General features: G+C 57.2%; 20 protein-coding genes. All 20 read left to right on the plus strand.

Annotated elements, in window-relative coordinates; translation table 11 throughout:
• The first annotated feature begins 22 nt into the window (after positions 1-22).
• The 20 genes from FH749_01425 (at position 23) to FH749_01520 (ending at position 23513) form a co-directional block, all read left to right on the plus strand.
• On the plus strand, positions 23-589 hold the full coding sequence (locus FH749_01425; protein ID MTI94139.1) for a hypothetical protein: 567 nt from the start codon (positions 23-25) through the stop codon (positions 587-589).
• Positions 573-1289: a methyltransferase domain-containing protein gene (locus tag FH749_01430; protein MTI94140.1), complete on the plus strand. Its 717-nt coding sequence runs from the start codon at positions 573-575 to the stop codon at positions 1287-1289. The genes FH749_01425 and FH749_01430 overlap by 17 nt, the downstream gene beginning before the upstream one ends.
• 102 nt (positions 1290-1391) lie before the next feature.
• A complete protein-coding gene (locus FH749_01435) occupies positions 1392-2864 on the plus strand; it encodes a pyridoxal-phosphate dependent enzyme (protein MTI94141.1) in 1473 nt (490 codons plus the stop codon).
• 12 nt (positions 2865-2876) lie between these two features.
• Positions 2877-4115 (plus strand): threonine synthase, encoded by a 1239-nt coding sequence (gene thrC / locus FH749_01440; GenBank protein ID MTI94142.1) that lies wholly within the window; start codon positions 2877-2879, stop codon positions 4113-4115.
• Positions 4116-4118: 3 nt separating this feature from the next.
• Positions 4119-4670, plus strand: coding sequence for a helix-turn-helix domain-containing protein (locus FH749_01445; protein MTI94143.1), 552 nt, complete (start codon positions 4119-4121; stop codon positions 4668-4670).
• Positions 4643-6028: a dihydropyrimidinase gene (gene hydA / locus FH749_01450; GenBank protein ID MTI94144.1), complete on the plus strand. Its 1386-nt coding sequence runs from the start codon at positions 4643-4645 to the stop codon at positions 6026-6028. Before FH749_01445 ends, hydA begins: the two co-directional genes overlap by 28 nt.
• A gap of 27 nt (positions 6029-6055) precedes the next feature.
• A complete protein-coding gene (locus tag FH749_01455) occupies positions 6056-7267 on the plus strand; it encodes a YgeY family selenium metabolism-linked hydrolase (protein MTI94145.1) in 1212 nt (403 codons plus the stop codon).
• A gap of 45 nt (positions 7268-7312) precedes the next feature.
• Positions 7313-8302, plus strand: coding sequence for an ornithine carbamoyltransferase (locus FH749_01460; protein MTI94146.1), 990 nt, complete (start codon positions 7313-7315; stop codon positions 8300-8302).
• A 51-nt stretch (positions 8303-8353) separates the two neighbouring features.
• Complete coding sequence (locus tag FH749_01465; protein ID MTI94147.1) at positions 8354-10663, plus strand: xanthine dehydrogenase family protein; 2310 nt, start codon at positions 8354-8356, stop codon at positions 10661-10663.
• Complete coding sequence (locus tag FH749_01470) at positions 10660-11523, plus strand: xanthine dehydrogenase family protein subunit M (protein MTI94148.1); 864 nt, start codon at positions 10660-10662, stop codon at positions 11521-11523. The genes FH749_01465 and FH749_01470 overlap by 4 nt, the downstream gene beginning before the upstream one ends.
• Positions 11520-11996 (plus strand): (2Fe-2S)-binding protein, encoded by a 477-nt coding sequence (locus FH749_01475; GenBank protein ID MTI94149.1) that lies wholly within the window; start codon positions 11520-11522, stop codon positions 11994-11996. Before FH749_01470 ends, FH749_01475 begins: the two co-directional genes overlap by 4 nt.
• Positions 11993-13357 (plus strand): 8-oxoguanine deaminase, encoded by a 1365-nt coding sequence (locus FH749_01480; GenBank protein ID MTI94150.1) that lies wholly within the window; start codon positions 11993-11995, stop codon positions 13355-13357. The genes FH749_01475 and FH749_01480 overlap by 4 nt, the downstream gene beginning before the upstream one ends.
• Positions 13354-14670, plus strand: a complete 1317-nt coding sequence (gene ssnA / locus FH749_01485; protein MTI94151.1) for a putative aminohydrolase SsnA — start codon at positions 13354-13356, stop codon at positions 14668-14670. The genes FH749_01480 and ssnA overlap by 4 nt, the downstream gene beginning before the upstream one ends.
• Before the next feature lie 16 nt (positions 14671-14686).
• A complete protein-coding gene (locus FH749_01490; GenBank protein MTI94152.1) occupies positions 14687-15547 on the plus strand; it encodes a xanthine dehydrogenase family protein subunit M in 861 nt (286 codons plus the stop codon).
• The gene (locus FH749_01495; GenBank protein MTI94153.1) at positions 15547-16023 is read left to right on the plus strand and encodes a (2Fe-2S)-binding protein; all 477 of its coding nucleotides are present in this window, start codon (positions 15547-15549) and stop codon (positions 16021-16023) included. Before FH749_01490 ends, FH749_01495 begins: the two co-directional genes overlap by 1 nt.
• Entirely contained in the window at positions 16020-18320 is a 2301-nt protein-coding gene (locus FH749_01500; GenBank protein ID MTI94154.1) for a xanthine dehydrogenase family protein molybdopterin-binding subunit, read from the plus strand. Before FH749_01495 ends, FH749_01500 begins: the two co-directional genes overlap by 4 nt.
• Entirely contained in the window at positions 18317-19396 is a 1080-nt protein-coding gene (locus FH749_01505) for a 4Fe-4S dicluster domain-containing protein (GenBank protein MTI94155.1), read from the plus strand. Before FH749_01500 ends, FH749_01505 begins: the two co-directional genes overlap by 4 nt.
• Positions 19397-19408: 12 nt before the next feature.
• The gene (gene ade, locus FH749_01510) at positions 19409-21097 is read left to right on the plus strand and encodes an adenine deaminase (protein MTI94156.1); all 1689 of its coding nucleotides are present in this window, start codon (positions 19409-19411) and stop codon (positions 21095-21097) included.
• A gap of 222 nt (positions 21098-21319) precedes the next feature.
• Positions 21320-22024: a hypothetical protein gene (locus FH749_01515; GenBank protein MTI94157.1), complete on the plus strand. Its 705-nt coding sequence runs from the start codon at positions 21320-21322 to the stop codon at positions 22022-22024.
• A 112-nt stretch (positions 22025-22136) separates the two neighbouring features.
• Positions 22137-23513 (plus strand): MATE family efflux transporter, encoded by a 1377-nt coding sequence (locus FH749_01520; protein ID MTI94158.1) that lies wholly within the window; start codon positions 22137-22139, stop codon positions 23511-23513.
• Positions 23514-23673: the final 160 nt, after the last annotated feature.

Here is a 23673-nt window from a genome sequence, read left to right on the forward strand (position 1 = left end):
GTCGATTGAGGAGTTGAGCGCGATGAAAAATTTATTGCTCTCCGGGCGGCCCCGGATTGGCAAGACCAACCTGCTTCGCCGTGCCCTGGCTAAGTCCCCGGTCTCCTATGGCGGCTTTTCCGTGCAGCGCCTGGAGAAAAATGGCTGGACATGGGCATTCCGGTTGTTGGATTTGGCCTGGGAGCCCTATCAACCGCAAACGCAAATGCCAGAGGCGCATCCTGCGGATGTGGTGATTGAGCTGGGTCCCGATGGGAAATGGCGAGGCAAGCGGGCGGTCTTTGACGGCAAGGGGCGCCAGGCGGTATTGGCTGCGGTTACCGAGCAGGTGCAATTGATCGTCCTGGACGAACTGGGTATTTTTGAACGAGACGCCCAGGCCTTTCAGGCCGCAGTTTTTGCTGCACTGGACTGTCCGTGGCCGGTGCTGGGGGTGCTGAAAAATAAATCCAATCCGTTTTTGGATCGGATTCGCACCCATCCCGATACCCGGATTCTCACGGTGACCGAGGATAATCATGGGGCGGCGGCCCTGGAAATAGATAGATTCTTACAAAAGGAGCTGTTTAACAATGAAACAATGGACTGAAGAATCTTTGGCTTGGTATATCGAAGCGGGCAGGCGCAGCCAATATCCCAAAGCAATCCTCGACAAACTGCGTCCGCATCTGCGATCTGATGATGTGTTGTTGGACATTGGTTCCGGCCCCGGCCTCTATGCCCTCGCCCTCTACCAAGAGATCAAAGAAATATATAACCTTGATTCCCAGGGGCTGGCGTTGGAATTTTTGCGTGGACAGGCAAAGGCAATGGGCGCGAACAATATCCACATAGTTGAAGGGGTTTGGCCGGATGCTGATTTTCAGCGGTCGGTGGATGTGGTGCTGGCTGCCTTCAGCAGTGGCCAGGTGATGCGGGACGCAGCAAGCATTCGGAAAATGCTTGCCCTCGGCCCCCGAATGCTTGTTTTTGTTGCACCGGCGAAAACGGGCAAGAAATTTTTCCGGGACCGGTCATCTCGCGACAATGGTGACCGGCGTCCGGCTCATCAGCAGACCCTAGACATCCTTACCGAGCTGGGTCTTACATACAGTTGTGAAGAGCTGGACATAGATTTTGGCCAGCCGGTAGCCAACCTCGAGGAAGCGGCTGCCTTTCTCAGCGAACAGTTGCGGATCGACGCGCTGAAAGCTCGCCAACATGCTGAAAAGATTGGCTTTCCCACTGATTATGGCTGGTATCTGCCAAATCCCCGTCACACTGCTCTAATTATTGTAAAAAATTGCTGAAATAAAGCAGGGAAAATTCTTTAAACATAGAAATGTTTAAGTAGCATACAAATATTTTGATGGAGTTTAAGTCAGGCTTAAACAAAAAGGAGGCAGCGTGTGATGATTGATTTGTCGGTTAACCAGGAGCAACTGGACCGGACGGTGGCCCGCGCCCGGGAGAAAAAGATTATTATTCCCACACTGGCTCAACAAAAGGACCCTGCACTAATACCTGAGTCAATCAAAGAAAAGCTTAGCAATATCGGCCTTTGGGATCTGAACTCGTACAATCTGTTTCGGATAACCTGGCGCAACGAACCTACCCGCACAGGGGGGCTTTTCGGCGGTGTCAATTATCTTGAGTTGCCGCCGGCCCTCACCGGTGTCCGGGCCAAAATTATCGGTTTGGTGGGCAAGTGGTTTCCCACCGGCGCCCACAAGGTTGGCGCCACTTTTGGCTGCCTGATCCCGCGGTTGGTCACCGGTCAGTTTGACCCCACCACCAGCAAGGCGGCCTGGCCGTCCACCGGGAACTACTGCCGGGGCGGCGCCTACAACTCGGCGCTGCTGGCCTGCGACTCAATTGCAATTTTGCCTGAGGGGATGAGCCAGGAGCGCTTTGACTGGCTGGCCCAGGTCGCAGGCGAGATTATTCGCACCCCCGGCAGTGAAAGCAATGTAAAGGAAATATTTGATAAATGCTGGGAGCTCCGGCGCACTCGAGACGATGTGGTGATCTTCAATCAGTTTGATGAGCTGGGCAATTATCTCTGGCATTATGAGGTAACCGGCACGGCCATGACCGATTTGCTGGCAGACCTGCTGGGCGCTCGCGATCGATTTGCCGGATTGGTGGTTACCACCGGTTCTGCCGGCACCATCGGCGCCGGTGACCGCCTCAAACAGCTCTACCCCACTTGTAAATTGGCGGCAAGTGAGGCCCTTCAGTGCCCGACACTGTTGAACAATGGCTTTGGCGCTCACCGCCTTGAGGGGATTGGCGACAAACACGTCCCGTGGGTGCACAATGTCTACAACACTGACATGGTCATGGCCATCGACGATAATGATGCCATGTCGGTTATGCGCTTGTTTAACGAGCCGGCTGGCCAGGAATATCTGCAGAGCCAGGGTGTTTCCGCTTCTGTGGTGGAAAATCTGTCCCTGTTGGGGATTTCCGGCATCGCCAATTTGCTTTCGGCGATAAAGTTTGCCAAGTATTATGAGCTCACAGAAAATGATGTGGTTATGACAGTTTTCACCGACTCGATGGAAATGTATAACTCCCGCCTGGAAGAAATGAATCAGCAGTTCGGCGCCCTGGAGCAAGTCGATGCCGCCATCAGCTATTATCGCGACCTGCTGGGGGTATCGGTGGATCATCTTCAAGAGCTTACGTACCAGGACAAGAAGCGCATCCATAATCTCAAGTACTATACCTGGGTCGAACAACAGGGCAAGGATGTGGAGGAGCTAAACGCACAATGGTATGACCAGGAAAATTATTGGGGCAGTATTCAGGCGCTTGCCGGCGAATTGGATTGTCAGATCGAAGAATTCAATCGCCGCACCGGTCTGTTGGCTGCTCTCTAGGCAGGTGCGGGAATGGAATATGTAAAGGGGCTGGTCTGCATCACCTGTCGGCGCCGTTATCCGCCGGCGCCGGACCGCTATCTTTGCTCTGCTTGCGGAGAAAAGGGCCTGTTGGATGTAGATTATGATTACCCCGCCATCGCAGGCAATTGGTCACGGGAAAAGCTTGCCCGGTGCGCTGACTACTCTTTGTGGCGCTATCTTCCCCTTTTGCCAATCGACCCGGAAACCCCCCGGCCGGCATTTGCCCTGGGGTGGACTCCTTTGCTCACCGCTCCCCGCCTCGCCCGGGAGCTGGGAGTGCAGACGGTTTATATCAAGGACGATGGTCTCAATCCCACCGGGTCCTTAAAGGATCGGGCATCGGCGATTGCAGTCGTCAAGGCGCGGGAGGCAGGGGCGAGCACAATTGCCTGTTCTTCCACCGGCAATGCCGCTTCCTCTTTGGCAGGAAATATTGCCGCCAGCCAGGGGCTGAAGGCCGTAATCTTTGTCCCCGCCCGGGCGCCCCAAGGTAAAATTGCCCAGCTTCTGATCTATGGGGCGAAGGTGATTTCGGTGGAAGGTGATTATCAGGCTGCCTTCCTGCTCTCGGCTGCGGCCCTGGACAAGTGGGGCTGGTACAACCGGAACGCTGCCATCAATCCTTACCTAATGGAAGGCAAAAAGACAGCGGTTTTGGAATTGGCGGAACAATTGGGCTGGCAACTGCCCGACTGGCTGGTTGTTTCCGTGGGCGATGGCTGCACCATTGCCGGCGCTGGCAAAGCTTTGCACGATCTGGCTGCCCTCGGTTTTATCGATAAAATCCCCAAACTAATTGGCGTTCAGGCAGCCGGCTGCGCACCGATTTACGATGCCTTTGTCAGTGGCAAGCCGCTGTCCCCGGCGCAAGAGAATACCCTTGCCGACAGTATAGCCGTCGGCCTACCCCGCAACCCGGAAAAAGCCCTGGCGGCAATCCGAGCCACTGACGGCGTGATGGTGACGGTAACAGATGCCGAAATTCTGGCGGCCATGCGTATGTTGGGCCGCACCAGCGGGGTCTTTGGCGAGCCGGCGTCGGTAGCCGGGCTCGCCGGTCTGGCTAAGCTTGTGCAAAGCGGTGTGGTGGCCAGCGAAGACACAGTCGCCGTTGTCAATACCGGCAACGGCCTCAAAGATATCAAGAACGCGCTCCAGGCGGCCGGCAAACCGCTTTCAGTGCCTCCAGAACTTTCAGCATTGGAGCAAATTCTGGAATGGAGTTAGATTATGGAAAACGCGCGTGAATTGGGCGTCAAGATTCGCAGCAAGCGCATTGAGAAAAAACTCAGCCTCAAAGAACTGGCGACCCTCATCGACAAGACACCCAGCTTTCTCAGCCAGGTGGAACGGGGTTTGGCGGAGCCGTCAATCACCAGCCTGCGCAAAATCGCCAACGCCCTGGAAGTACCGATCTTTTATTTTCTGCTCAATCCGGAAGAGCATAATCCGGTTGTGCGCCGCAAACAGCGGAAGATCCTGTCTTTTCCCGGATACAGCCTAACCTTTGAGCTTTTGTCCCCCAACCTCAATCAGCAGATGGAAATGATTCAGGGCCGGCTTAAGCCCGGCGCCGCTACCTGTGATAAGCCCCTGACCCACCTGGGAGAAGAGTGCACTGTGGTGCTTGCGGGCACCATGGAAATTCAAGTGGGCAGCGAAAAATACACCCTTACCGAAGGCGATTGTATCTACTACTTTGCCTCGATTCCCCATAAAATTACCAATATCGGCAGCGATGAACTGGTGTTCATATCTTCAATTACCCCCCCGAACTTTTAGGAGGGAGCTTCGTGTTATATAAAAATGCAACCTTAGTGACGGATACAGTGTTTGAAGCCGACCTGCGGGTGAAGGGGGAGAAGATTGCCGCCATTGGCAGGCTGGAGCCCGAACCCGGGGAAGCCGTGCTGGATCTGACAGGCAAACTGCTGCTGCCGGGGATCATCGACGCCCATACCCATTATCTATTGGAGGCCCGGGGGGCCCTAACCGCCGATGATGTCTATTCAGGCAGTGTGGCGGCGCTTATCGGTGGAGTGACAACGGTGATTGACTACGCAAATATGATTGCCGGCGCGCCGCTTTCTGCCGGCGTTGACGACCGCAAGCGGGAATTTGTCGCCAGTGCCGTGGACTATAATCTTCATCTAGTGATAACCGATGAGTTGCAGACTGCCGATCCGGCAGATTTTGCAGCCCTGAAACAACAGGGTATTACCAGCGTCAAATTATTCACCACCTATCGGGAAGCTGGTTACATGCTGAGCATGTCCAAATGGCGAGAGATTCTCGCCGCCTGCCGCCAGGCAGGATTGTTGGTCACCGTCCATGCCGAGGATGACGAAATCGTCTCTGCCGCCACCGCAGCCGGTATTGCCGCCGGTAAAACGGAGCCCGGTCACCATCCTGACCTGCGACCCGCCGCTGCCGAGGTGGAGGCGGTGCGTAAGCTGATATCTCTCTGCCGGGAGAGCGGTTGCCCGCTTTATGTCGTACATCTGTCGACGGGAGAGGCGCTGGCCCTGCTGACAGAGGCGCGGGCGGAGGGTTTGCCCATATATGTGGAGACAGCGCCCCATTACCTGCTCTTGGACCGGGCAAGTTTGGCCCGCCCCGACGGGGCCCAATACCTGATGACGCCGCCGCTGCGCACCGAAGCTGATTGCCACTCCCTCTGGCAGGGCATCGGGGAGGGGGCAATTGATGTGATTGCCACCGATCACTGCGCCTATACGCCGGAGCAAAAGGCCCTGGGCAAGACGGCCTTGGATATCCTGCCCGGCATCCCCGGCAGCGAGACCCTGCTGCCTCTGATGTACACCTACGGCGTGGACCGCGGTCGTATCGAGCTGCCGCAGCTGGTGAGTTTGCTGGCCACACGCCCGGCAGAGCTTTTCGGGCTCGAGGGCAAGGGTGCGCTTAAGGTCGGCGCCGACGCCGATTTGGTGGTTTATGATCCCGAGCCCAGGTGGCAATTGAGCGATGACAGTGTCTATACCCGGGCCGGCTACACTCCGTTTGCCGGAACTGAAATTTGCGGGCAGGTGGAAATGACAGTCCTCCGGGGACAGATCGTTGTCCGGCGTGGCCGGTTTACCGGCAGTCGCAGCCAGGGCCGATTCGTCCCAGAGATTTAATAAACTCGAAAGAGGGGAGAAGAAAGTATGGTCGCCAATTTAACCGATGCAATCCGGGAACGTGCAAAACAGTATGAGCGGGACATGGTTAATTTTCTCCGGGACCTGATTGCCATCCCCAGTGAAAGTTGCCAGGAAAAAGAAGTTGTGTTGCGGATCAAGGAGGAGATGGAGAAAACCGGCTTTGATGAGATTACCATCGATGGAATGGGTAATATCCTTGGCCGGGTTGGGGATGGCCCGCGAATCCTTGCCTTTGACGCCCATATCGACACGGTGGGGGTTGGTTCCTTAGAAGAGTGGGAGCATGACCCGTTTAAAGGGAAGTTGGAGGACGGCATTATTTACGGTCGGGGCGCCGTCGATCAGACCGGCGCCATGGCCAGCATGGTCTATGCAGCCAAGATAATCAAGGAACTGGAGCTGGACAAAGAATTCACGGTCTATATGGTTGGTTCTGTAAACGAAGAGGATTGTGACGGCCAGTGCTGGCAGTACATCATCAACGAAGTGGGGTTGAAGCCGGAACTGGTGGTAATTACCGAACCGACCAATCTCAACATTTACCGTGGCCACCGCGGCCGCATGGAGATACGGGTCACCACCCGGGGCGTCTCCTGCCACGGCAGCGCGCCAGAGCGGGGCGATAACGCTGTCACCAAGATGGCGCCAGTCATTCTCGGTGTCGACAAACTTAACCACCGGCTCAAAGACGACCCCTTCCTGGGCAAAGGCACAATCTGTGTCAGCTATATCGAGTGCGAGACCCCCAGCCTGTGCGCGGTGCCAGATAAATGCGAAATCCACTTGGACCGCCGGCTCACCGATGGTGAAGACAAGGAGTTGGCCATCAGTCAGATTAAAGAGATTTGCGCGGAGGCAGGCATCGACGCTGAGGTCTGGATGCTCACTTACGACCGGCCCAGCTATACCGGACTTGTCTATCCGGTGGAGAAATATTTCCCCACCTGGGTGCTGCCGGAAGACCATCCCGGCGTGACCAGTGCGGTGGAAACCTTTACCCAGCTCTTCGCCAAGCCGCCCAAGGTGGATAAGTGGACCTTCAGCACCAACGGCGTCTCAATTATGGGACTCCACGGCATTCCCTGTGTTGGTTTTGGCCCTGGCAATGAAGTTTACGCCCACAGTGTTCAAGATCAGGTTCCCGTGGAACATCTGGTAAAGGCCTGTGAGTTTTACAGCCTCTTTCCCATGGTGTATTGCCGGCAGACCAAATAATCCGTCGGTTAAGCGCATAAAAATTCAATAACAGGAGGAGAAACCATGCATTCGTTGTTCAGAGGTAAACATTTTATCAGCGAGCAGGATTGGACCCGGGAAGAATTGGATATGGTTTTGGATGTTGCCAAGGACCTCAAGCGCAAATTTGCCCTGGGGGAGCGGCATAATCTGCTCCAGGACAAAACGCTGTTTATGATGTTCTTTGAGCAGTCCACCCGCACCCGGAACTCCTTTGAAGCCGGTGCCACTCAGTTGGGTGCCCATGCCCATGACCTTACCCCCGATAAAATGCAGATCAGCCATGGCGAGGCGCCCAAGGACACAGCCAAGGTGCTCAGCCGCTACGGACACGGCATCGCAATCCGCAACTGCTTCTGGAAAGTCGGCAACGATTACCTCAGGGAAGTTGCGTACCACTCTCAGGTGCCGGTTATCAGCATGCAATGCGATATCTGGCATCCCTGTCAGGGACTGGCCGACCTGATGACCATCCAGGAGAAGTTCAGCAACAAGACCGAGAACCTGAATGTGACAATTTCCTGGGCCTATGCACCCAGCTATATGAAACCGCTAAGTGTGCCCCAGTCCCAGATTGCTCTGTTCCCCCGGTTTGGCATGAACGTGACACTCGCCCATCCCCCGGAATTTCAATTGATGCCGGAGGTGCTGGAGACTGCCAAGCGCAATGCCGAGGCGGCCGGCGTCAACTTCCGGGTCACCGACAACATGGATGAGGCCTTTGAAAATGCCGATGTCGTCGTGCCCAAGAGCTGGGGTTCCCAACTGCTGACCGATGATCCCGACGAGTCGCTGAAGCTGTCCCAGAAATATACCGACTGGATTTGTAATGAAGAGCGCATGAAACTGACCAAACCCAATTCCATATACATGCATGCCCTGCCGGCAGACCGGGGCAATGAAGTAACCGATGCAGTGATTGACGGACCGCATTCGGTGGTGTTTGATGAGGCCGAAAACCGGCTCCACACCGCCAAGGCGTTGATGGCCCTAACCATGGGCGGCCGTCCGTAATTTTGGAGCCGGGCCCTTAGGCCCGGCTGTACTTTACTAGGGGGGGATTATATGCAAACTGTGAACAAACCTGCCAAACGGTTGGATGCCCGGGACAAAGTGACCGGAAAGGCCCGGTTTGGCGCCGACCTTTATGTGGACAGCATGCTCTACGGCAAAGTCCTGCGTTCGCCCCATCCCCATGCCAAGATCAAGAACATCGATGTTTCAGGGGCCCAGGCCCTGGACGGGGTGGAGGCGGTGCTCACCGCCCGGGACATTCCCGGCAGCCACACCTTCGGCGTTGTCATCGCCAATCAGCAGGTTCTGGCCAAAGAGCGGGTGCGCTACAAAGGCGATGGGGTGGCAATGGTCGCCGCCCGCAGCAAGGAACTGGCGGAAAAAGCCCTGACGCTGATCAACGTGGAGTATGAGGAACTGTCGGCGGTCTTTGACCCCCGGGAGGCGCTGCAGGCAGGCGCGCCCCAGCTGCATGCGGATTATCCCGGCAATGAGGCGGCCTATCACTGTGTGCGCAAAGGCGATGTGGAAGCGGGCTTTGCCCAGGCCGATGTGATTCTCCAGCGGGAGTACGAGACCCAGACCATTGAACACGCCTATATCGAGCCGGAGGTGGCCCTGGCGACGCCTGGAGACAGCGCCCCGGCAATCACCGTCCAGGGCTCGATTCAAAACCCCTTTTCCTGCCGTAAAGCCCTCTCGGTGGTGTTGGGCCTGCCCCTCAATCAAGTGCGGGTGGTTCAGTCCTTCATGGGTGGGTCCTTTGGCGGCAAGGACGAGGTGATGAGCACCCTCTGTGCCCGCGCGGCACTTTTGGCCCTCAAGACCGGCAAGCCGGTGAAGATGGTCAACACCCGGGAGGAGTCGATCCGCGAAAGCTACAAGCGCCATCCCTACAAAATGCGCTACAAAGTCGGCGCCACCCGGGAAGGTAAACTGACGGCCATGGAGATTGAGGTTGTCGCCGATGCCGGCGCCTACGCCTCAATGACGCCCTTTGTCACCTGGCGCTCCACCGTCCAAGCCACAGGTCCCTATGAGGTGCCCAATGTCAAAACCGATATCTACGGCGCCTACACCAACAACTGTTACACTGGCGCCATGCGGGGTTTTGGCTCGCCCCAGGTAATTTTCGGCCAGGAATCGCTGATGGATGAGCTGGCCGCCGAGCTGGGCATGGAACCGCTGGATTTGCGCAAGCTCAACGGGTACCGTCAGGGCTCAATCACGGCCACCGGCCAGAAATTAGATAACCATCAGGTCAGTCTGATGGAAGTGCTGGATAAAGCCGTAACGGCTTCGGGTTATTTGGAGAAACGCAAGCTCTACAGCGAGCCCCATCAGGGCAAGTTGAAGCGGGGCATTGGCCTCGCCTGTAGCTTCCGGGGCTGCAGCCTGGGGGCCGAAGGTGTTGACGCCACCGGCGCCATGGTCTCGGTACAATACGACGGCACTGTCTATGTTTATTCGGGACTGGCGGAAAACGGCCAGGGCCTGCAGACGATATTCTCCCAGATTGCGGCGGAGGAGCTGGGAATTCCCCTGGAGCGGGTTGTGTTTATGCAAACCGACACCGCTTTGATTCCCGATGGTGGCCCCACTGTCGCCTCCCGCAGCACAATTATGGGCGGCAATGCCGTCCGCTTGGCGGCCGAAAAGGTACGGGAGACCTTGTTGGGGGCAATTGGTGGCCAGCTCAGGGCCGGTTCGGAGGAGTTGGCCTGGGGCAATGACCGCTTCTATGTCAAGGACGACCCCCAGCGGAGCGTCAGCTTCCAGGAGGCGGTGGAAGCCGCCAGAAGTCAAGGTGAGTTGCTCTCGGCCCTGGGCTGGTATAAGTCGCCCCGGGTTTCCTGGGACGAGGAGCATGGCCAGGGAGACGCCTATTTCACCTATGTCTACGGCTGTCAGATTGCCGAGGTGGAAGTGGACACCGAGACCGGCTATGTCCGGGTGCTGAAGGTGACCGCTGCCCATGATGTGGGCCGGGCCATCAACCCGGAAACGGTGAAGGGCCAAATTTACGGCGGCGTTGCCCAGGGTATGGGCTACGCGCTGCTGGAAGAGTTGCAGCAGTTTGACGGCGATATCAAGACCCTAAACTTTGATGAATACCTGATTCCCGGTATCAAGGATGTGCCGGAAGTGGAAGCGATTTTGGTGGAGAACCCCGATCGCTTTGGCCCCTACGGCGCCAAGACAATCGGTGAACCGACACTGGAAATTACGGCGCCGGCGATTGCCAGCGCTGTCGCCCAGGCCACCGGTCGCCGGGTTCGGGAACTGCCCCTGGATCTGGAGCGGGTGCTCTTGGGCCGCTCACTGCTGAAAGAGCGTTATCAAAGGGGGAAGCAGAAATGATCGAATTTGCCCTTACCCGTCCCCGCACTGTTGACGAAGCCCTGGAAGTTTTGGCCGAGTTGGGTCCCCGGGCCCGGGTTTTGGCCGGGGGCACCGATTTGCTGATTTATCTGCGGAATGGTCAGGGTGTGGAGATGGTGGACACCGTTGTGGATATCACAGGCCTGGCGGAACTAAAGGAAGTTCGCGCTGAAGCCGGGGAACTGGCGCTTGGCGCCCTGGTCACCCACGCCGAACTGACACGCAACCCCCAGGTTCCGCCGCTCTTGGCCCGGGCCGCCGGGCACGTGGGCTCTCCCCAGATTCGCAATCGGGGCACCGTAGGTGGCAATGTCGCCAACGCTGCTGTCTGCGCCGATACTGTGGCGCCGTTGGTGGCCCTGGACGCCCGGGTGGTGCTGCAGAGCAGGGATGGCCAGCGAATTATGCCCCTGGATGAATTCATCACCGGACCCAACCGCACGCAACTGGAACCGGGGGAACTGCTCACCGAAATTCGGTTTGCACCACCGGCCGCCCAAGTCGGCTGGGGGTTTGCCCGCCTGGCCCGCCGGGAGGCGCTGGCCATTGCCCGGATGAATGTGGCGGCGCTTTGCGCGGCCGATGCTGCCGGCGTGCTCACCGATGTGCGCATTGCCCCGGGTTCGGTCTTACCGGCGCCGGCCCGGGTGACCGAGGCGGAGCAAATTCTCCTGGGCAAACAGCCCGAGCCCGCGCAGGTAAAAGCGGCCGGACGGGCGGTGGCGGAGAAGATGGTGGCTGTATCTGGCCGCCGCTGGTCCACCGATTACAAAGAACCGGTAATCTGCGCTTTGGTGGAAAGAGCGCTTAACGATGCCCTGGGGGTGGAGTGGAAATGAAGAAGGTAACAGTGACATTGCAAGTGAATGGGGCTCCCCGCACCGTAACTGTAGATGCCAACGCCCGCCTGCTGGATACCCTGCGGGAGGATCTGCGTCTCACCGGCACCAAAGAAGGCTGTGGTGTCGGCGAGTGCGGCGCCTGCTCGGTGCTGCTCAACGGCGAACTGGTCAACTCCTGCCTGGTGCTCACCGCCCAATGCGACGGCGCCCGGGTCGAGACAATCGAAGGGTTGAGTCCCGACGGCGAGCTCCATCCCCTGCAGGCAGCGTTTATCGACAACAACGCTGTGCAATGTGGTTTCTGCAGCCCGGGGATGCTAATGGCCGCCAAGTCGGTGCTGGATAGACACCCCGAACCCAGCGAAGAGCAGATCCGGGAAGGTATGTCCGGGGTGCTCTGCCGCTGCACTGGCTATAAGCAGATTGTCGACGCGGTTAAAGACGCTGCCCGCCGGGAGGGCAATAAATGAGTCTGCTCCTAAAACAGGCGGCGGTGATTGTGACCATGGATGATGAGCGCTCCGAGCTCAAGGATATGGATATCCTCATCCAGGGGCCGGCAATAGTCGACATCGCGCCCGCGATTACGCCGCCGCCGGGAACTGAAGTCATCGACGCACGCAGCAAGTGGGTGTTTCCCGGCCTAATTAATACCCATCACCATCTCTATCAGACCCTAACCCGCTGTATCCCGGAGATTCAGCAGGCGGAGCTCTTTGACTGGCTGAAGTTCCTCTATCCAATCTGGGCTGGGCTCACCGGCGATCATGTCTATGCCGGGTCCTTGGTGGGGCTGGGCGAGCTCTTGAAGTCGGGCTGCACCACCGCCTCGGACCATCACTATGTCTTCCCCCGGGGGAAGTCGGGATTGATCGACCGGCAAATTGAGGCGGCCCGGGAGTTGGGGATTCGCTTTCACCCCTGCCGGGGCAGCATGTCCCTGAGCGAAAAAGACGGCGGCCTGCCGCCGGATTCGGTGGTCCAGACCGAGGAAGAGATTCTCGTGGACAGCGAGCGCCTGATCAAAAAGTATCATGATAGCGAGCGCTTTGCCATGTGCCAGTTGGTGTTGGCGCCCTGTTCCCCCTTCTCGGTGACCAAGCGTCTGTTGGCCGAGTCGGTGGAATTGGCCCGTAAACACGGGGTAAATTGCCACACCCATCTGGCCGAGACCCGGGATGAGGACGATTTCTGCCGTGAGAAATTGGGGATGCGCCCCTTGGATTACATGGAGTCTGTGGGCTGGCTTGGTGAAGACATCTGGTTTGCCCACGGCATCCATTTCACAGATGATGAGTTACAAGTGCTGGCCCGCACCGGAACCGGTGTCGCCCACTGCCCCGCTTCCAATCAGAAGCTGGCCTCGGGGGTGGCCAAGGTGCCGCAAATGCTCAAGGCCGGTGTGCCGGTGGGGTTGGCGGTTGACGGCAGTGCCAGCAACGACGGCTCCAACCTGCTCACCGAACTCAAGGAAGCGCTGCTGGTGCATAAACTGCACTGGGGCATCGATTCCTTCTCAGCCCGGGACGCCCTTTGGCTGGCGACCCGGGGCAGCGCCCGGCTGCTGGGCCGGGACGATATCGGGTTTTTGGCCGCCGGTCAGGCCGCCGATATGTTCCTGGTGGATGTCAACCAACTGGACTTCGCCGGCTGCAGCGACCCGGTGACGGCGATTGCCGCCTGTGGCGGCAGTCAGGTGGTGGACATGACGATTGTCAATGGCCGGATTGTGGTTCGGGACGGCAAACTCTTGACTATGGACGAAGGGGAAATCGCCCGCCGCGGCCATCAGGCCGCCGGCGAATTACTACAAAAGGCGGGATTGGCATGAAACTCTTGGTCAACGGAACTGTGCTTACCAATGACGACCCAATGGTGCTGGCCGCCGGTGCTGTGGCCATGGAGGCGGACAAAATCATTGCCGTCGGGACCAAAGCAGACCTGCGGGCTCTCTATCCGGAAGCGGAGCTGATTGACGCCCGGGGCGGCATAATTATGCCGGGGATGCTCAACACCCATATGCATATGTACAGCGCTTTTGCCCGCGGGATGCCGCTGCCGGGGTTTCGCCCCCGGGATTTTGTCGGCATTCTCGAGGGTCTGTGGTGGAAGCTCGACAAGGCCCTTACCGCCGAGGCCAATTATTACAGCGCCCTAATCAGCGGTATCGAGGCAATCCAGAACGGCACGACAACTTTGGTGGACCACCATGCCAGCCCCAACGCGATTGCCGGGTCCTTAGATGAATTGGCCCGGGCCGGCACTGAACTGGGCATTCGCTGCTGCCTGAGCTATGAGGTTTCCGATCGGGACGGCCAGGGCTCAATCCGAGCTGGCATCGCCGAGAATCAACGCTTTGCCCAGTGGTGCAAGCACACAAAACCGGAACTCATGGCCGCCAGTTTTGGCCTCCACGCCAGCTTCACCCTGTCGGATCAGACTTTGGAGATGTGTGCCGAGGCTGCCGGTGACACGGGAATCCATATCCATACCGCTGAAGCGGCCAGCGACCGCCAGCACAGTTTGCAGCACCATGGCTTGCCGGTGGCGGCGCGTCTGGATAAGTTTGGCCTCTGGCGTCAAAACAGCCTTGCCATCCATTGTGTGCATATCGACAGCGAAGAAATGGCGCTGCTCAAGGAGCGGGGTGTCAATGTAATTCACAATCCCGAATCCAATATGGGCAATGCCGTGGGCCGCGCCGACGTGCCGACAATGCTGGAAATGGGCCTCCAGGTTGGCCTGGGCACAGATGGCTATACCACCGATATGTTTGAAGGGATAAAGGTCGCCAATTTGCTCCACAAGCATGACCTTGGCGATCCTGCCGCCGGAATACCGGTGGATAAACTGGCCTTTAGCAGCAACACGGAAATAGTCAGCGCCCTGTTTGGCAAGAAAATCGGCCGTCTCGCCCCTGGCTGGCAGGCGGATGTAATTGTCCTTGATTACCAACCATATACGCCCTTGACCGCCGAAAACTGGTTTGGCCATGTGCTGATGGGCATGTCCGGGGCCCAGGTGCGAACGACAATTGTCAATGGACGGACAGTGCTGGAAAATCGTGAACTGAAGACTATCGATAAAGAGAAGGTTTATTATCAGGCGAAACAGTGCGCTCAAGAAACCTGGAAACAGGTTTAATCTTGGAGGTGATGAAGTGGATCAACAGTATTTAGCCCCTTCCACCCTCAAACAAGCCACAGATTATCTCTGCCAACACAAAGCGGCAACAGTCCTCGCCGGTGGAACAGACCTTTTAGTCAGGCATTATGACGATCTGGATCTGTTGGAAACGATAGTGGATATTGGCAACCTGACGGAACTGCAAACTTTGGAAACGGGCAGCGAAGTGCGGCTTGGCGCCCTGGTCAGTCATTACCAATTGGCCACCGACCGCTGGCTCAATGAACATGTGTCATTGTTGCCCCGGGCCGCCACCGAGGTGGGGGCGCCCCAGATTCGCCATCGCGGCACCTTGGGGGGCAATCTTGCCAACGCCTCGCCGGCCGCCGATCTGGCGCCGCCATTGATCGCGCTGGACGCGGTGGTGGAGCTGGTTTCGGCCGACGGCAATCGGGAGCTGCCCCTGGCAGATTTCTTCACCGGCCCCGGCGCCACCAAATTGGCCGCCGGGGAGCTGATTACCGCCGTGCGTTTCACCAAGCCCGGCCCCAACCAGGGCGGCAGCTTCATCAAGCTTGGCAAGCGCAAGGCCCTGGCAATTGCCACCGCCAGCATTGCGGTGTTGGTCACTGTCCAAGGGAACATTCTGGCTGATGTGCGCATTTGCCTGGGCTCGGTGGCGCCGGTGCCTTTGCGGGCGCGGAACACCGAAGCGGTGCTGCGGGGCCAGGCGGTGAATGCTTTGCCCCTGGAAGCGGCCCAGGCGTGTCTACAAACAGAAATTTCCCCGATTGACGATATCCGGGGCACTGCCAGCTATCGTCGGGAGACGGCAGCTGCGATTCTCGTCCACGCCCTGGAGCAGGCAATTACGGAAGCAAGGGGGGAGAGTTGATGGCGAATGTTTCGATTACCCTCAGTGTCAATGGCCGTGAATATACCCTGGCGGTAGCGCCGGATCTGCGTCTCATCGTTTTGCTCCGGGACCATTTACACTTGATGGGCACCAAGGAGGGCTGTGGCAAGGGTGAATGTGGCAGCTGCACGGTGATCATGGACGGCCTGACTGTTACTTCCTGCTTGGTGCTGGCGGTGCAGGCCGACGGCGCCAAAATCACCACCATTGAGGGGCTGGGGGGCAAAGAAGCCCTCGACCCCCTGCAGGAGAGCTTCATCCGCCATGGGGCCGTACAATGTGGTTATTGCATTCCCGGCATGGTTCTGAGCGCAAAGCAGCTGCTGGACGCCAATCCCAATCCCAGCCGGGATGAGATCAAGCAGGGGTTGGCTGGCAACCTCTGCCGCTGTACGGGATATACCAAGATACTAGACGCCGTGGAAGCGGTGGCCCGGGGAGGTGGGAAGCGATGAGAGCTGGCTATGTAGGCAAAGCAGTGGACAGGGTGGATGCCCGGACTAAGGTGACCGGCGCCGCCAAGTATCCCGCCGACTTCTATTTTGAGGATATGCTCCACATCAAGGTTCTGCGAGCGCCCCATCCCCATGCCCGGATTAAAAAGATTGATGTGGAAAAGGCCCGGGCCCTGGAAGGTGTCGAATTAATAATCACCGGGGAAGACGTGGACTGGCTGAAGAAATTTGGCCTTATTTTCAAGGATCAGGAGGTGCTGGTCCGGGAGAAGACCCGTTATATGGGCGACGCGCTGGCGATTGTTGCTGCTGATTCGGAAAGAACCGCCCGCCGGGCCCTGCGCCTGATTCAAGTTGATTACGAGGAGTTGGAGGTTCTAGGCGACCCGCTGCGGGCGATGGAAGCGGATGCGCCATACATTCATGAGCCCCCGGCCGAGTCCTGCGCCCATCAGTACAATCCGGCCAATGTGCTCTGTGTCCATCACCTGAATAAGGGTGACGTGGATAAAGGGTTTGCTGAAGCCGACTATATCTTCGAAAATCAGTACACCACCAGCCATATCGAGCATGTGGCGCTCCAGCCCGAGTCGGGGGTTGCAGTCTACGACCAGGATACCGGCAAGCTCCGGCTATGGGCCGCCACCCAGTGGCTCCACGATGCCCAGGCCGATATTGCCCAGTGCATGGGGATGTCACCGGAGCAGGTGGAAATCATCCAGCCCGCCATTGGCGGCGCCTTTGGCAAGCGGGAGGATCTCTCGGTGCATTTGCCGCTGGCGGTGATGGCCAAACTGACCGGACGACCGGTGAAGATGGTGATGACCCGGGGTGAGTCGATGATTGCCCAGAGCAAGCGACATCCCGCCATCTATCGCTTTAAGACCGGCGTCAAAAAGGATGGCACGCTGACGGCCTGGCAGACCGAGCTGATTAGCGACACCGGCGCCTATGCCTCTTCGGGGCCTGCTGTAGTTCACCAGGGTCTCTATGTGAGCACCGGCCCGTACAATGTCGAAAATGTCCGTGGCGTATGTTACACCGTGTACACCAACAACACCTATTCCGGGGCAATGCGCGGGTTTGGCGCCACCCAGTCCGCCTTTGCCTACGAAAGTCATATCGATTATATCGCCAAGGAACTAGGACTCGATCCCGCCCAGTTCCGGCTGAAAAATTGCTTCCGCCCCGGTTCGGTGACCGCCAACGGTCAAAAACTGACCACCAGTGTGGCGGTGGCGGAGACAATCGAAACGGCCCGGGAGCGCTTCGGCAGTAAAGGTACGCCCTCTTCTCCCCGCAAGCGGCGGGGGATGGGTATGGCGACCATCATGTTTGGGTGCGGCTATGGCGAGGGTTTCCCCGACCACTCGATTGTCAACCTGGAAGTGACCGAAGAGGGCCGCATCCGTGTCAAGAGCGCCGCTGCCGATGTTGGGCAGGGTGTCAAGACTGTGGTGGCCCAGATTGTCGCTGAAGTGCTCAATCTACCCCTAGATTTAATTGAATTGGCGGAAGCCGATTCGGTGACGATGAAAAATGCCGGCAGCACCTCTGCCACTCGCCAGACGATTTTTACCGGTAATGCGGCCAAGATTGCGGCCGAACAGTTGTTGGCGAAAATCTTCCACCGGGCGTCGATGGAACTCTGCCGCCATCATCCTGAGCTTTCGGTCAAAGACGGGGAGATTATCCTCCACGGCACCGACCGGCAGATGACTCTGGCTGATTTGGCCAAGGTGGCCCGGGTAAAGCAGGATCCGCTGGCCGCCGAGGGTTGCTTCTTCCCCCACACAGATGTCCCCGATGAACAGGGTCAGGGTGAATTGGTCTATGTGGCCTACACCTTCAACACTCAATTTGTGGAAGTTGAGGTGGATACCGAAACTGGTCAGGTCGATGTACTGCGGGTGGTGGCTGCTCCCGATATCGGTAAGGCGATCAATCCGATGGGTGTTGAGGGGCAGAGCGAAGGTGGCACGGCGATGGGCATGGGCATGGCCCTGATGGAGCAGCAGGTATTCAAAGACGGCATCACTGTCAATCCTGATCTTGGCACCTACCTGATTCCCACCACCATGGATGTGCCGGATATCGAAACGATCATTGTCGAGAGCGGCGATGCCTGTGGCCCCTATGGCGCCAAGGGCATTGGCGAGCCGGCGATGATTCCCACGGCGCCGGCAATCATCAACGCCATTGAGGATGCCGTCGGTGTCCGAATCACTGACCTGCCCGCCACACCCGAAAAGATACTGGCGGCGTTAGCAAAAACTAAGAATGGAGGGGAAGCATGAGCAGATTGAACGTGGAGTTTTCCGGACTTAAGCTGATGAATCCGGTGATGCCTGCCGCCGGCCCCCCGGTCAAGGACGGCGAAGCGGCAATTGCCGCCGCCCAAGGCGGCGCCGGGGCAATTGTCACCAAGACAATCTCCGATAAGCCGGCGCCGGTTCCCAAGCAGTGCATGGCAGAAATCAAGGGCGGCTTTTTGAACACCGAGCTCTGGTCGGAGCTTTCGCCGGAACAGTGGCTGGAGCGGGAGTATCCCCGGGTCAAAGAGGCGGGCCTGCCGGTAATTGTCGGTCTCGGTTATACCGCCGAACAGATCAACTACCTGGCACAAAAAGTGGCGCCCTTTGCCGATGCTCTTGAGCTTTCCACCCATTACCTGGGCGATGACCCCAGTCCCGTGGTGGCGGCTGTCAAGGCCGCCAAGGCGGCGGTGGATCTGCCGGTCTACGTCAAGCTCAGTCCCCAGATTGACCTCAAACTCTTTGGCACGGCTGCCCAGGAGGCTGGCGCCGACGGCTTGGTGTTGATCAACTCCCTGGGCCCGTGCCTGGATATCGACCTTGAGACCGGCAAGCCGCTGATGGGCAGCAAGACTGGTTATGGGTGGCTTTCTGGGCGGGCTATCTTCCCGGTGGCACTGCGGGCGGTCTATGAGGCATACAAACATGTGGATATCCCGATATTGGGCGTTGGCGGCATCAGCAGCGGCGAGGACGCGGTAAAAATGATTATGGCCGGCGCCCAGGCGGTCCAGATTTGCACCGCAGCTATCCTCCAGGGCCCCGGCATCTACGGCAAAATTGCCCGGCAGCTAGAGAAGTGGCTGGATGACCACGGGTATGAGAGTCTGGAAGAAATACACGGTCTTGCCCATAAACACCAACGGGAAGAGGATTTGCAGCAGTGGCTGCCGGTGGTGGATGCGGAGAAATGCACCGCCTGCGGCGCCTGTGCCCGCAGCTGCGTCTATCATGCGATTGAAATCCAGGACTATGCAATCATCGATGAGGAGCGCTGCTTCGGCTGCGGACTGTGTATAACCCGGTGTAAATTTGACGCCATCAGTCCCAAGGCTTAGGGGGACGTTGCGATGAGGGAGTTTTTGGCCCAGGCCCGGGGTGAGGTCAAGGCGGACCTAGTGTTTAAGAACGGGCTGGTGGCTGATGTGTTCAATGGTGAACTGGTGGAAACATCTGTAGCTGTGGCCGGGGGGATTATCCTCGGCTGCGGCGACTATCAGGGGGAAATGGAGATCGATTTGGCCGGACAGATTCTTGCCCCCGGTTTCATCGACGGGCACTGCCATGTGGAGAGCGGCATGGTCGGCGTCGGCGAGTTTGCCCGGCGGGTGGTGGCCCTGGGCACAACAACCGTCTGCGCCGATCCCCATGAAATAGCCAATGTTGCCGGCCTCAGCGGCGTTGAATGGCTGCTTGAAGAGGGGCGTAAATACCCCTGGAATTTTTATCTGATGCTTCCGTCCTGTGTGCCAGCGTCGCCCTGGGAAACAGCCGGCGCTGTGCTTAGCGCTGGTGATCTGGCGAAGCTGGCGGACAAACCAGGCGTCCACGGCCTCGGCGAAGTGATGAACTATGTCGGCGTGATTCAAGGCGAAGCGGATCTTTGGGATAAACTCAAGCTGATGCGGGATAAATTTATCGACGGCCATGCTCCCGGGCTCGGCGGTAAAGATCTCAACACCTATCTGCTGGGAGGCATTCGGGCCGATCATGAAATAACCACTGAGGCCGAGGCCCGGGAGAAAGTTAGCTCCGGGATGTATGTGATGATTCGTGAGGGCAGCGCCGCTCGCAATCTGGCGGCTCTGTTGCCGGCGATAAATAAGCGGAACATAAGCCGGTTTCTGTTTGCCACCGATGACCGGGACCCGGGCGATCTTTTGGAGCAGGGGCATATAAATTATATCGTGCAGCGCGCCTGTGAGCTGGGGCTGGCGCCGGTGGATGCAATCCGCCTAGCGACAATCAACTCCGCCCAGTGCCTCGGCCTGGAACGGGTGGGTGCAATTGCTCCCGGCTATCGAGCGGACCTGATTGTCCTTGGGGACAGAGAACAATTGTTTGTGACCACTGTTTATAAGGACGGTAAATTGGTGGCCAAAGACGGCGAAGCGCTGTTTAAACCGGACGAGGGACCTGTCCCCGTGCCCGTGGGTAAGTCGGTGCGGATTGCTCCGGTGCGGGAAGAAGATTTCTACCTGCCTGCGGGCGAGCAGTACAGGGTGATTGAACTATTGCCCGGGGAGATTGTGACCCGGGAAGGGAGGGCCGGGGCTCAAGCAGTCGCTGACCTGACAAAGCACAATCTCGCCCGCCTGGCTGTGGTAGAGCGTCACCATGCCAGTGGCCGCATTGGGCTCGGTCTGCTGCGCGGTCTTGGGCTCCAGCGGGGCGCGATTGCCACTTCCGTGGCCCATGACTCACATCACATCATTGTCGCCGGCATCGAGCCTGCCGACATGGCTACCGCTGTTGCAGCTGTGGCCGCACAGGACGGCGGCCTGGTGGCGGTAGCCGCTGGAGAGGTGTTGGCGGAACTGCCCCTGACCTTGGGCGGGCTGATGTCCACAGCATCCATGGAGCAAGTAGCCGAGCGGCTGCACCAAGTGGAGCGGGCAGTGCAGGAACTGGGCGTGCGACTCAAGAGTCCGTACATGGCCCTGAGTTTCCTTGCCCTGCCGGTGATTCCAGCCCTTAAGCTCACCGACCGCGGCCTTTTCGATTCAAAAAATTTTCAGCCAGTAAACCTCACCATGTAACACCAAAACAGGACGGTTCTCAATTGGCGCCAATTGAGAACCGTCCTGTTTTGGCAAAGCAATTGACGAATATGGCAAAGTAGGTTATATTACGTTTACGTGTCATTGATTGTACATCTCTGTGACCGGGCTGGGACAGGCAGGGAACAGAAGTATAAACGGCATATATATAGCAGTATTATTTGTCTAAATACAACTATGCTTATATAAGGGAGGGATTCTGTGTTTGGCAATAAATTGATTCGCAAGCAACAACGGGTGCAGAGGACGCCGCTAATCTTAATCGGCGCACTGCTTGCCGGCATGTTATTGTTTGTTTCTGAGGTTGTTTTATGGGTGTATTGGGCTGCTCAGGGCTTGGTGTTTCTCGGCATTTTTGCCTTAATTTTGGTCTTGATTGCCCTTGGGTTTGCAATTCATGAAATCGTCGCCAAGCGCAATTTCTGGGCTGTGCCGGCAATCGCTATCTGTGTGTTGGTGCCGGTGTTGGTGCTTTCGCTCCATGCCCGCCAGATTCCCCATCGCTATGAATTTGAGCTCCGCCAGCAAGAGCGGGAAGAAACCGCGGCAGTTTTTATTCGCCAGTCCACTGAAGGTGGTTCATCGCGGGAAATTCTCCCCGTTATCAACTTTCTCGGTTACTTTCGCTTCAGCCATTTTGCCAACCAGGGCAAGGTCGGTCTTGTCGATGTAATTCAGGCGCCGGCTGAAGATTATCAGGTAGTCTTTTTGCGGGAGGGCGGGATCTTGGAAAACCTACTCCACGGCAGAATACCGGTGTTTCGCCCGCTAATTCACCGAATTTATTACACGCCAGAAGGTACACCGCCACCAGCGACAGGGGATAACCTCGTTTTGATGGAGTTTGAACCCCGGTGGCACTGGCATATCGATACCTATTCCGGCAACAATTACTATGCTGAATAAAACTGGCCTACAGCCAGTTTTTTTATCAATTTTTCACTTGTAAATTCGTGAACCAAACTGTTAGACTGGTTTAGAAGCATTTCGCGTAAGCACAGGAAGCAGGTGCAGATCGATGAAACAAACTGAACTACTGGGCACTGAAAATATTACCAAACTCATGTTGAGATTTTCTGTGCCGGCAATTGTCGGGATGATGGTTAACGCTCTCTACAATATGGTTGACCGAATTTTTGTCGGTAACGGAGTCGGCTCTCTGGCTCTGGCGGGGATTACCGTCGCCTTCCCAATGTTGATGATTATTATGGCCTTCGCCGTGCTTTTGGGTATAGGGGCCAGCACTTTGATTTCGATTCGCCTTGGTCAGCAGAAGGACCAAGAAGCGGAAGCGATTATGGGCAATGCCTTTGTAATGATGTTCGTTTTCTCGGTGTTGATTACAATTGCCGGGCAATTCCTTATGGAACCAATGTTAATGGCCTTTGGCGCAAGCGCTACAGCGCTCCCCTATGCCCGGGAATACGCCAGTGTGGTGCTTTGGGGCACGATGTTCTTCATGTTTGGGATGGGTATGAATAATTTCATCCGGGCAGAAGGTAATCCCCGGATGGCAATGCTGACGATGGTAGTTGGCGCATTTGCCAACATCGCTCTCGATGCCCTGTTTATTTTTGTGTTTAATTGGGGAATCAGGGGCGCTGCTGTGGCTACAGTCATCTCCAAAGGGATCTCTGCTGCCCTTGTGCTGTATTACTTCCTCAATGGCAGAGGTCATCTAAAATTATCCCTGTCGAAAATTCGCCTAAACAGAAGCTATATATTTGGCATCCTGACCCTGGGGCTTGCGCCCTTTGCAATGAACTTCTCCGCCAGCCTGTTGAATGTTGTGTTGAACAACAGTCTCCGGGCTTATGGCGGGGACCTGGCCCTGTCTGCCATGGGCATTGTCAGCAGTGTGGCCACATTTTTCTTGATGCCGATAATTGGCATCACCCAGGGCATTCAGCCGATTGTTGGCTATAATTATGGTGCCCAAAATTTCGGCCGCGTCAAGGACGCCTTGTTCCGGGGAATCGTTGCCGCAACCGGCATCTGTCTATTGGGGTATCTGCTCATCAACGCCTTTCCCATTCAGTTGGTCTCGCTCTTTAACCGCGATGATGCAGAGCTGGTCCAGTTTGGCGCCCGCGCGATGCGTCTGTTTCTGCTGGCGATGCCTGTAATCGGCTTCCAGGCTGTTGGGGCCATTTACTTTCAAGCTGTGGGGCGGCCTAAGCACGCTGCATTTCTCAGTCTTTCCCGCCAGGTGCTGATCCTGATTCCAGCCCTGTTGATACTGCCCCGGTTCTTCGGAATTGATGGCGTTTTTTATGCCGGCCCTGTGGCAGATTTGACTTCGGCGCTACTGACCGCTGTTTGGGTATTTATTGAGGTCCGCAAACTTAACGCCAGAAGCAAAACAATGTCCGAACTGTCGGCTGCAGTTGAATAGGCAAGAAAACTTAACCCGCTCCGGCGGGTTTAATATGTGCGACGGGCAGTCGCGCCGCTGTAGACACACTACAGCAAGCTGGTTATGAACGACAGCGGTCAAGTTACCATATGTAACAACTGGTCGAGAGTCGGGAAAATCAGTAGAATCTCGAAGGTGC

The sequence above is a fragment of the Bacillota bacterium genome (assembly GCA_009711825.1).
Taxonomy (GTDB): domain Bacteria; phylum Bacillota; class Proteinivoracia; order UBA4975; family VEMY01; genus VEMY01.

Coding starts and splice junctions, on each gene's coding strand:
- FH749_01425 (MTI94139.1), top strand. CDS start 23: ATGAAAAATTTATTGCTCTCCGGGCGGCCCCGGATTGGCAAGACCAAC.
- FH749_01430 (MTI94140.1), top strand. CDS start 573: ATGAAACAATGGACTGAAGAATCTTTGGCTTGGTATATCGAAGCGGGC.
- FH749_01435 (MTI94141.1), top strand. CDS start 1,392: ATGATTGATTTGTCGGTTAACCAGGAGCAACTGGACCGGACGGTGGCC.
- thrC (MTI94142.1), top strand. CDS start 2,877: ATGGAATATGTAAAGGGGCTGGTCTGCATCACCTGTCGGCGCCGTTAT.
- FH749_01445 (MTI94143.1), top strand. CDS start 4,119: ATGGAAAACGCGCGTGAATTGGGCGTCAAGATTCGCAGCAAGCGCATT.
- FH749_01455 (MTI94145.1), top strand. CDS start 6,056: ATGGTCGCCAATTTAACCGATGCAATCCGGGAACGTGCAAAACAGTAT.
- FH749_01460 (MTI94146.1), top strand. CDS start 7,313: ATGCATTCGTTGTTCAGAGGTAAACATTTTATCAGCGAGCAGGATTGG.
- FH749_01465 (MTI94147.1), top strand. CDS start 8,354: ATGCAAACTGTGAACAAACCTGCCAAACGGTTGGATGCCCGGGACAAA.
- FH749_01470 (MTI94148.1), top strand. CDS start 10,660: ATGATCGAATTTGCCCTTACCCGTCCCCGCACTGTTGACGAAGCCCTG.
- FH749_01475 (MTI94149.1), top strand. CDS start 11,520: ATGAAGAAGGTAACAGTGACATTGCAAGTGAATGGGGCTCCCCGCACC.
- FH749_01480 (MTI94150.1), top strand. CDS start 11,993: ATGAGTCTGCTCCTAAAACAGGCGGCGGTGATTGTGACCATGGATGAT.
- ssnA (MTI94151.1), top strand. CDS start 13,354: ATGAAACTCTTGGTCAACGGAACTGTGCTTACCAATGACGACCCAATG.
- FH749_01495 (MTI94153.1), top strand. CDS start 15,547: ATGGCGAATGTTTCGATTACCCTCAGTGTCAATGGCCGTGAATATACC.
- FH749_01500 (MTI94154.1), top strand. CDS start 16,020: ATGAGAGCTGGCTATGTAGGCAAAGCAGTGGACAGGGTGGATGCCCGG.
- FH749_01505 (MTI94155.1), top strand. CDS start 18,317: ATGAGCAGATTGAACGTGGAGTTTTCCGGACTTAAGCTGATGAATCCG.
- ade (MTI94156.1), top strand. CDS start 19,409: ATGAGGGAGTTTTTGGCCCAGGCCCGGGGTGAGGTCAAGGCGGACCTA.
- FH749_01520 (MTI94158.1), top strand. CDS start 22,137: ATGAAACAAACTGAACTACTGGGCACTGAAAATATTACCAAACTCATG.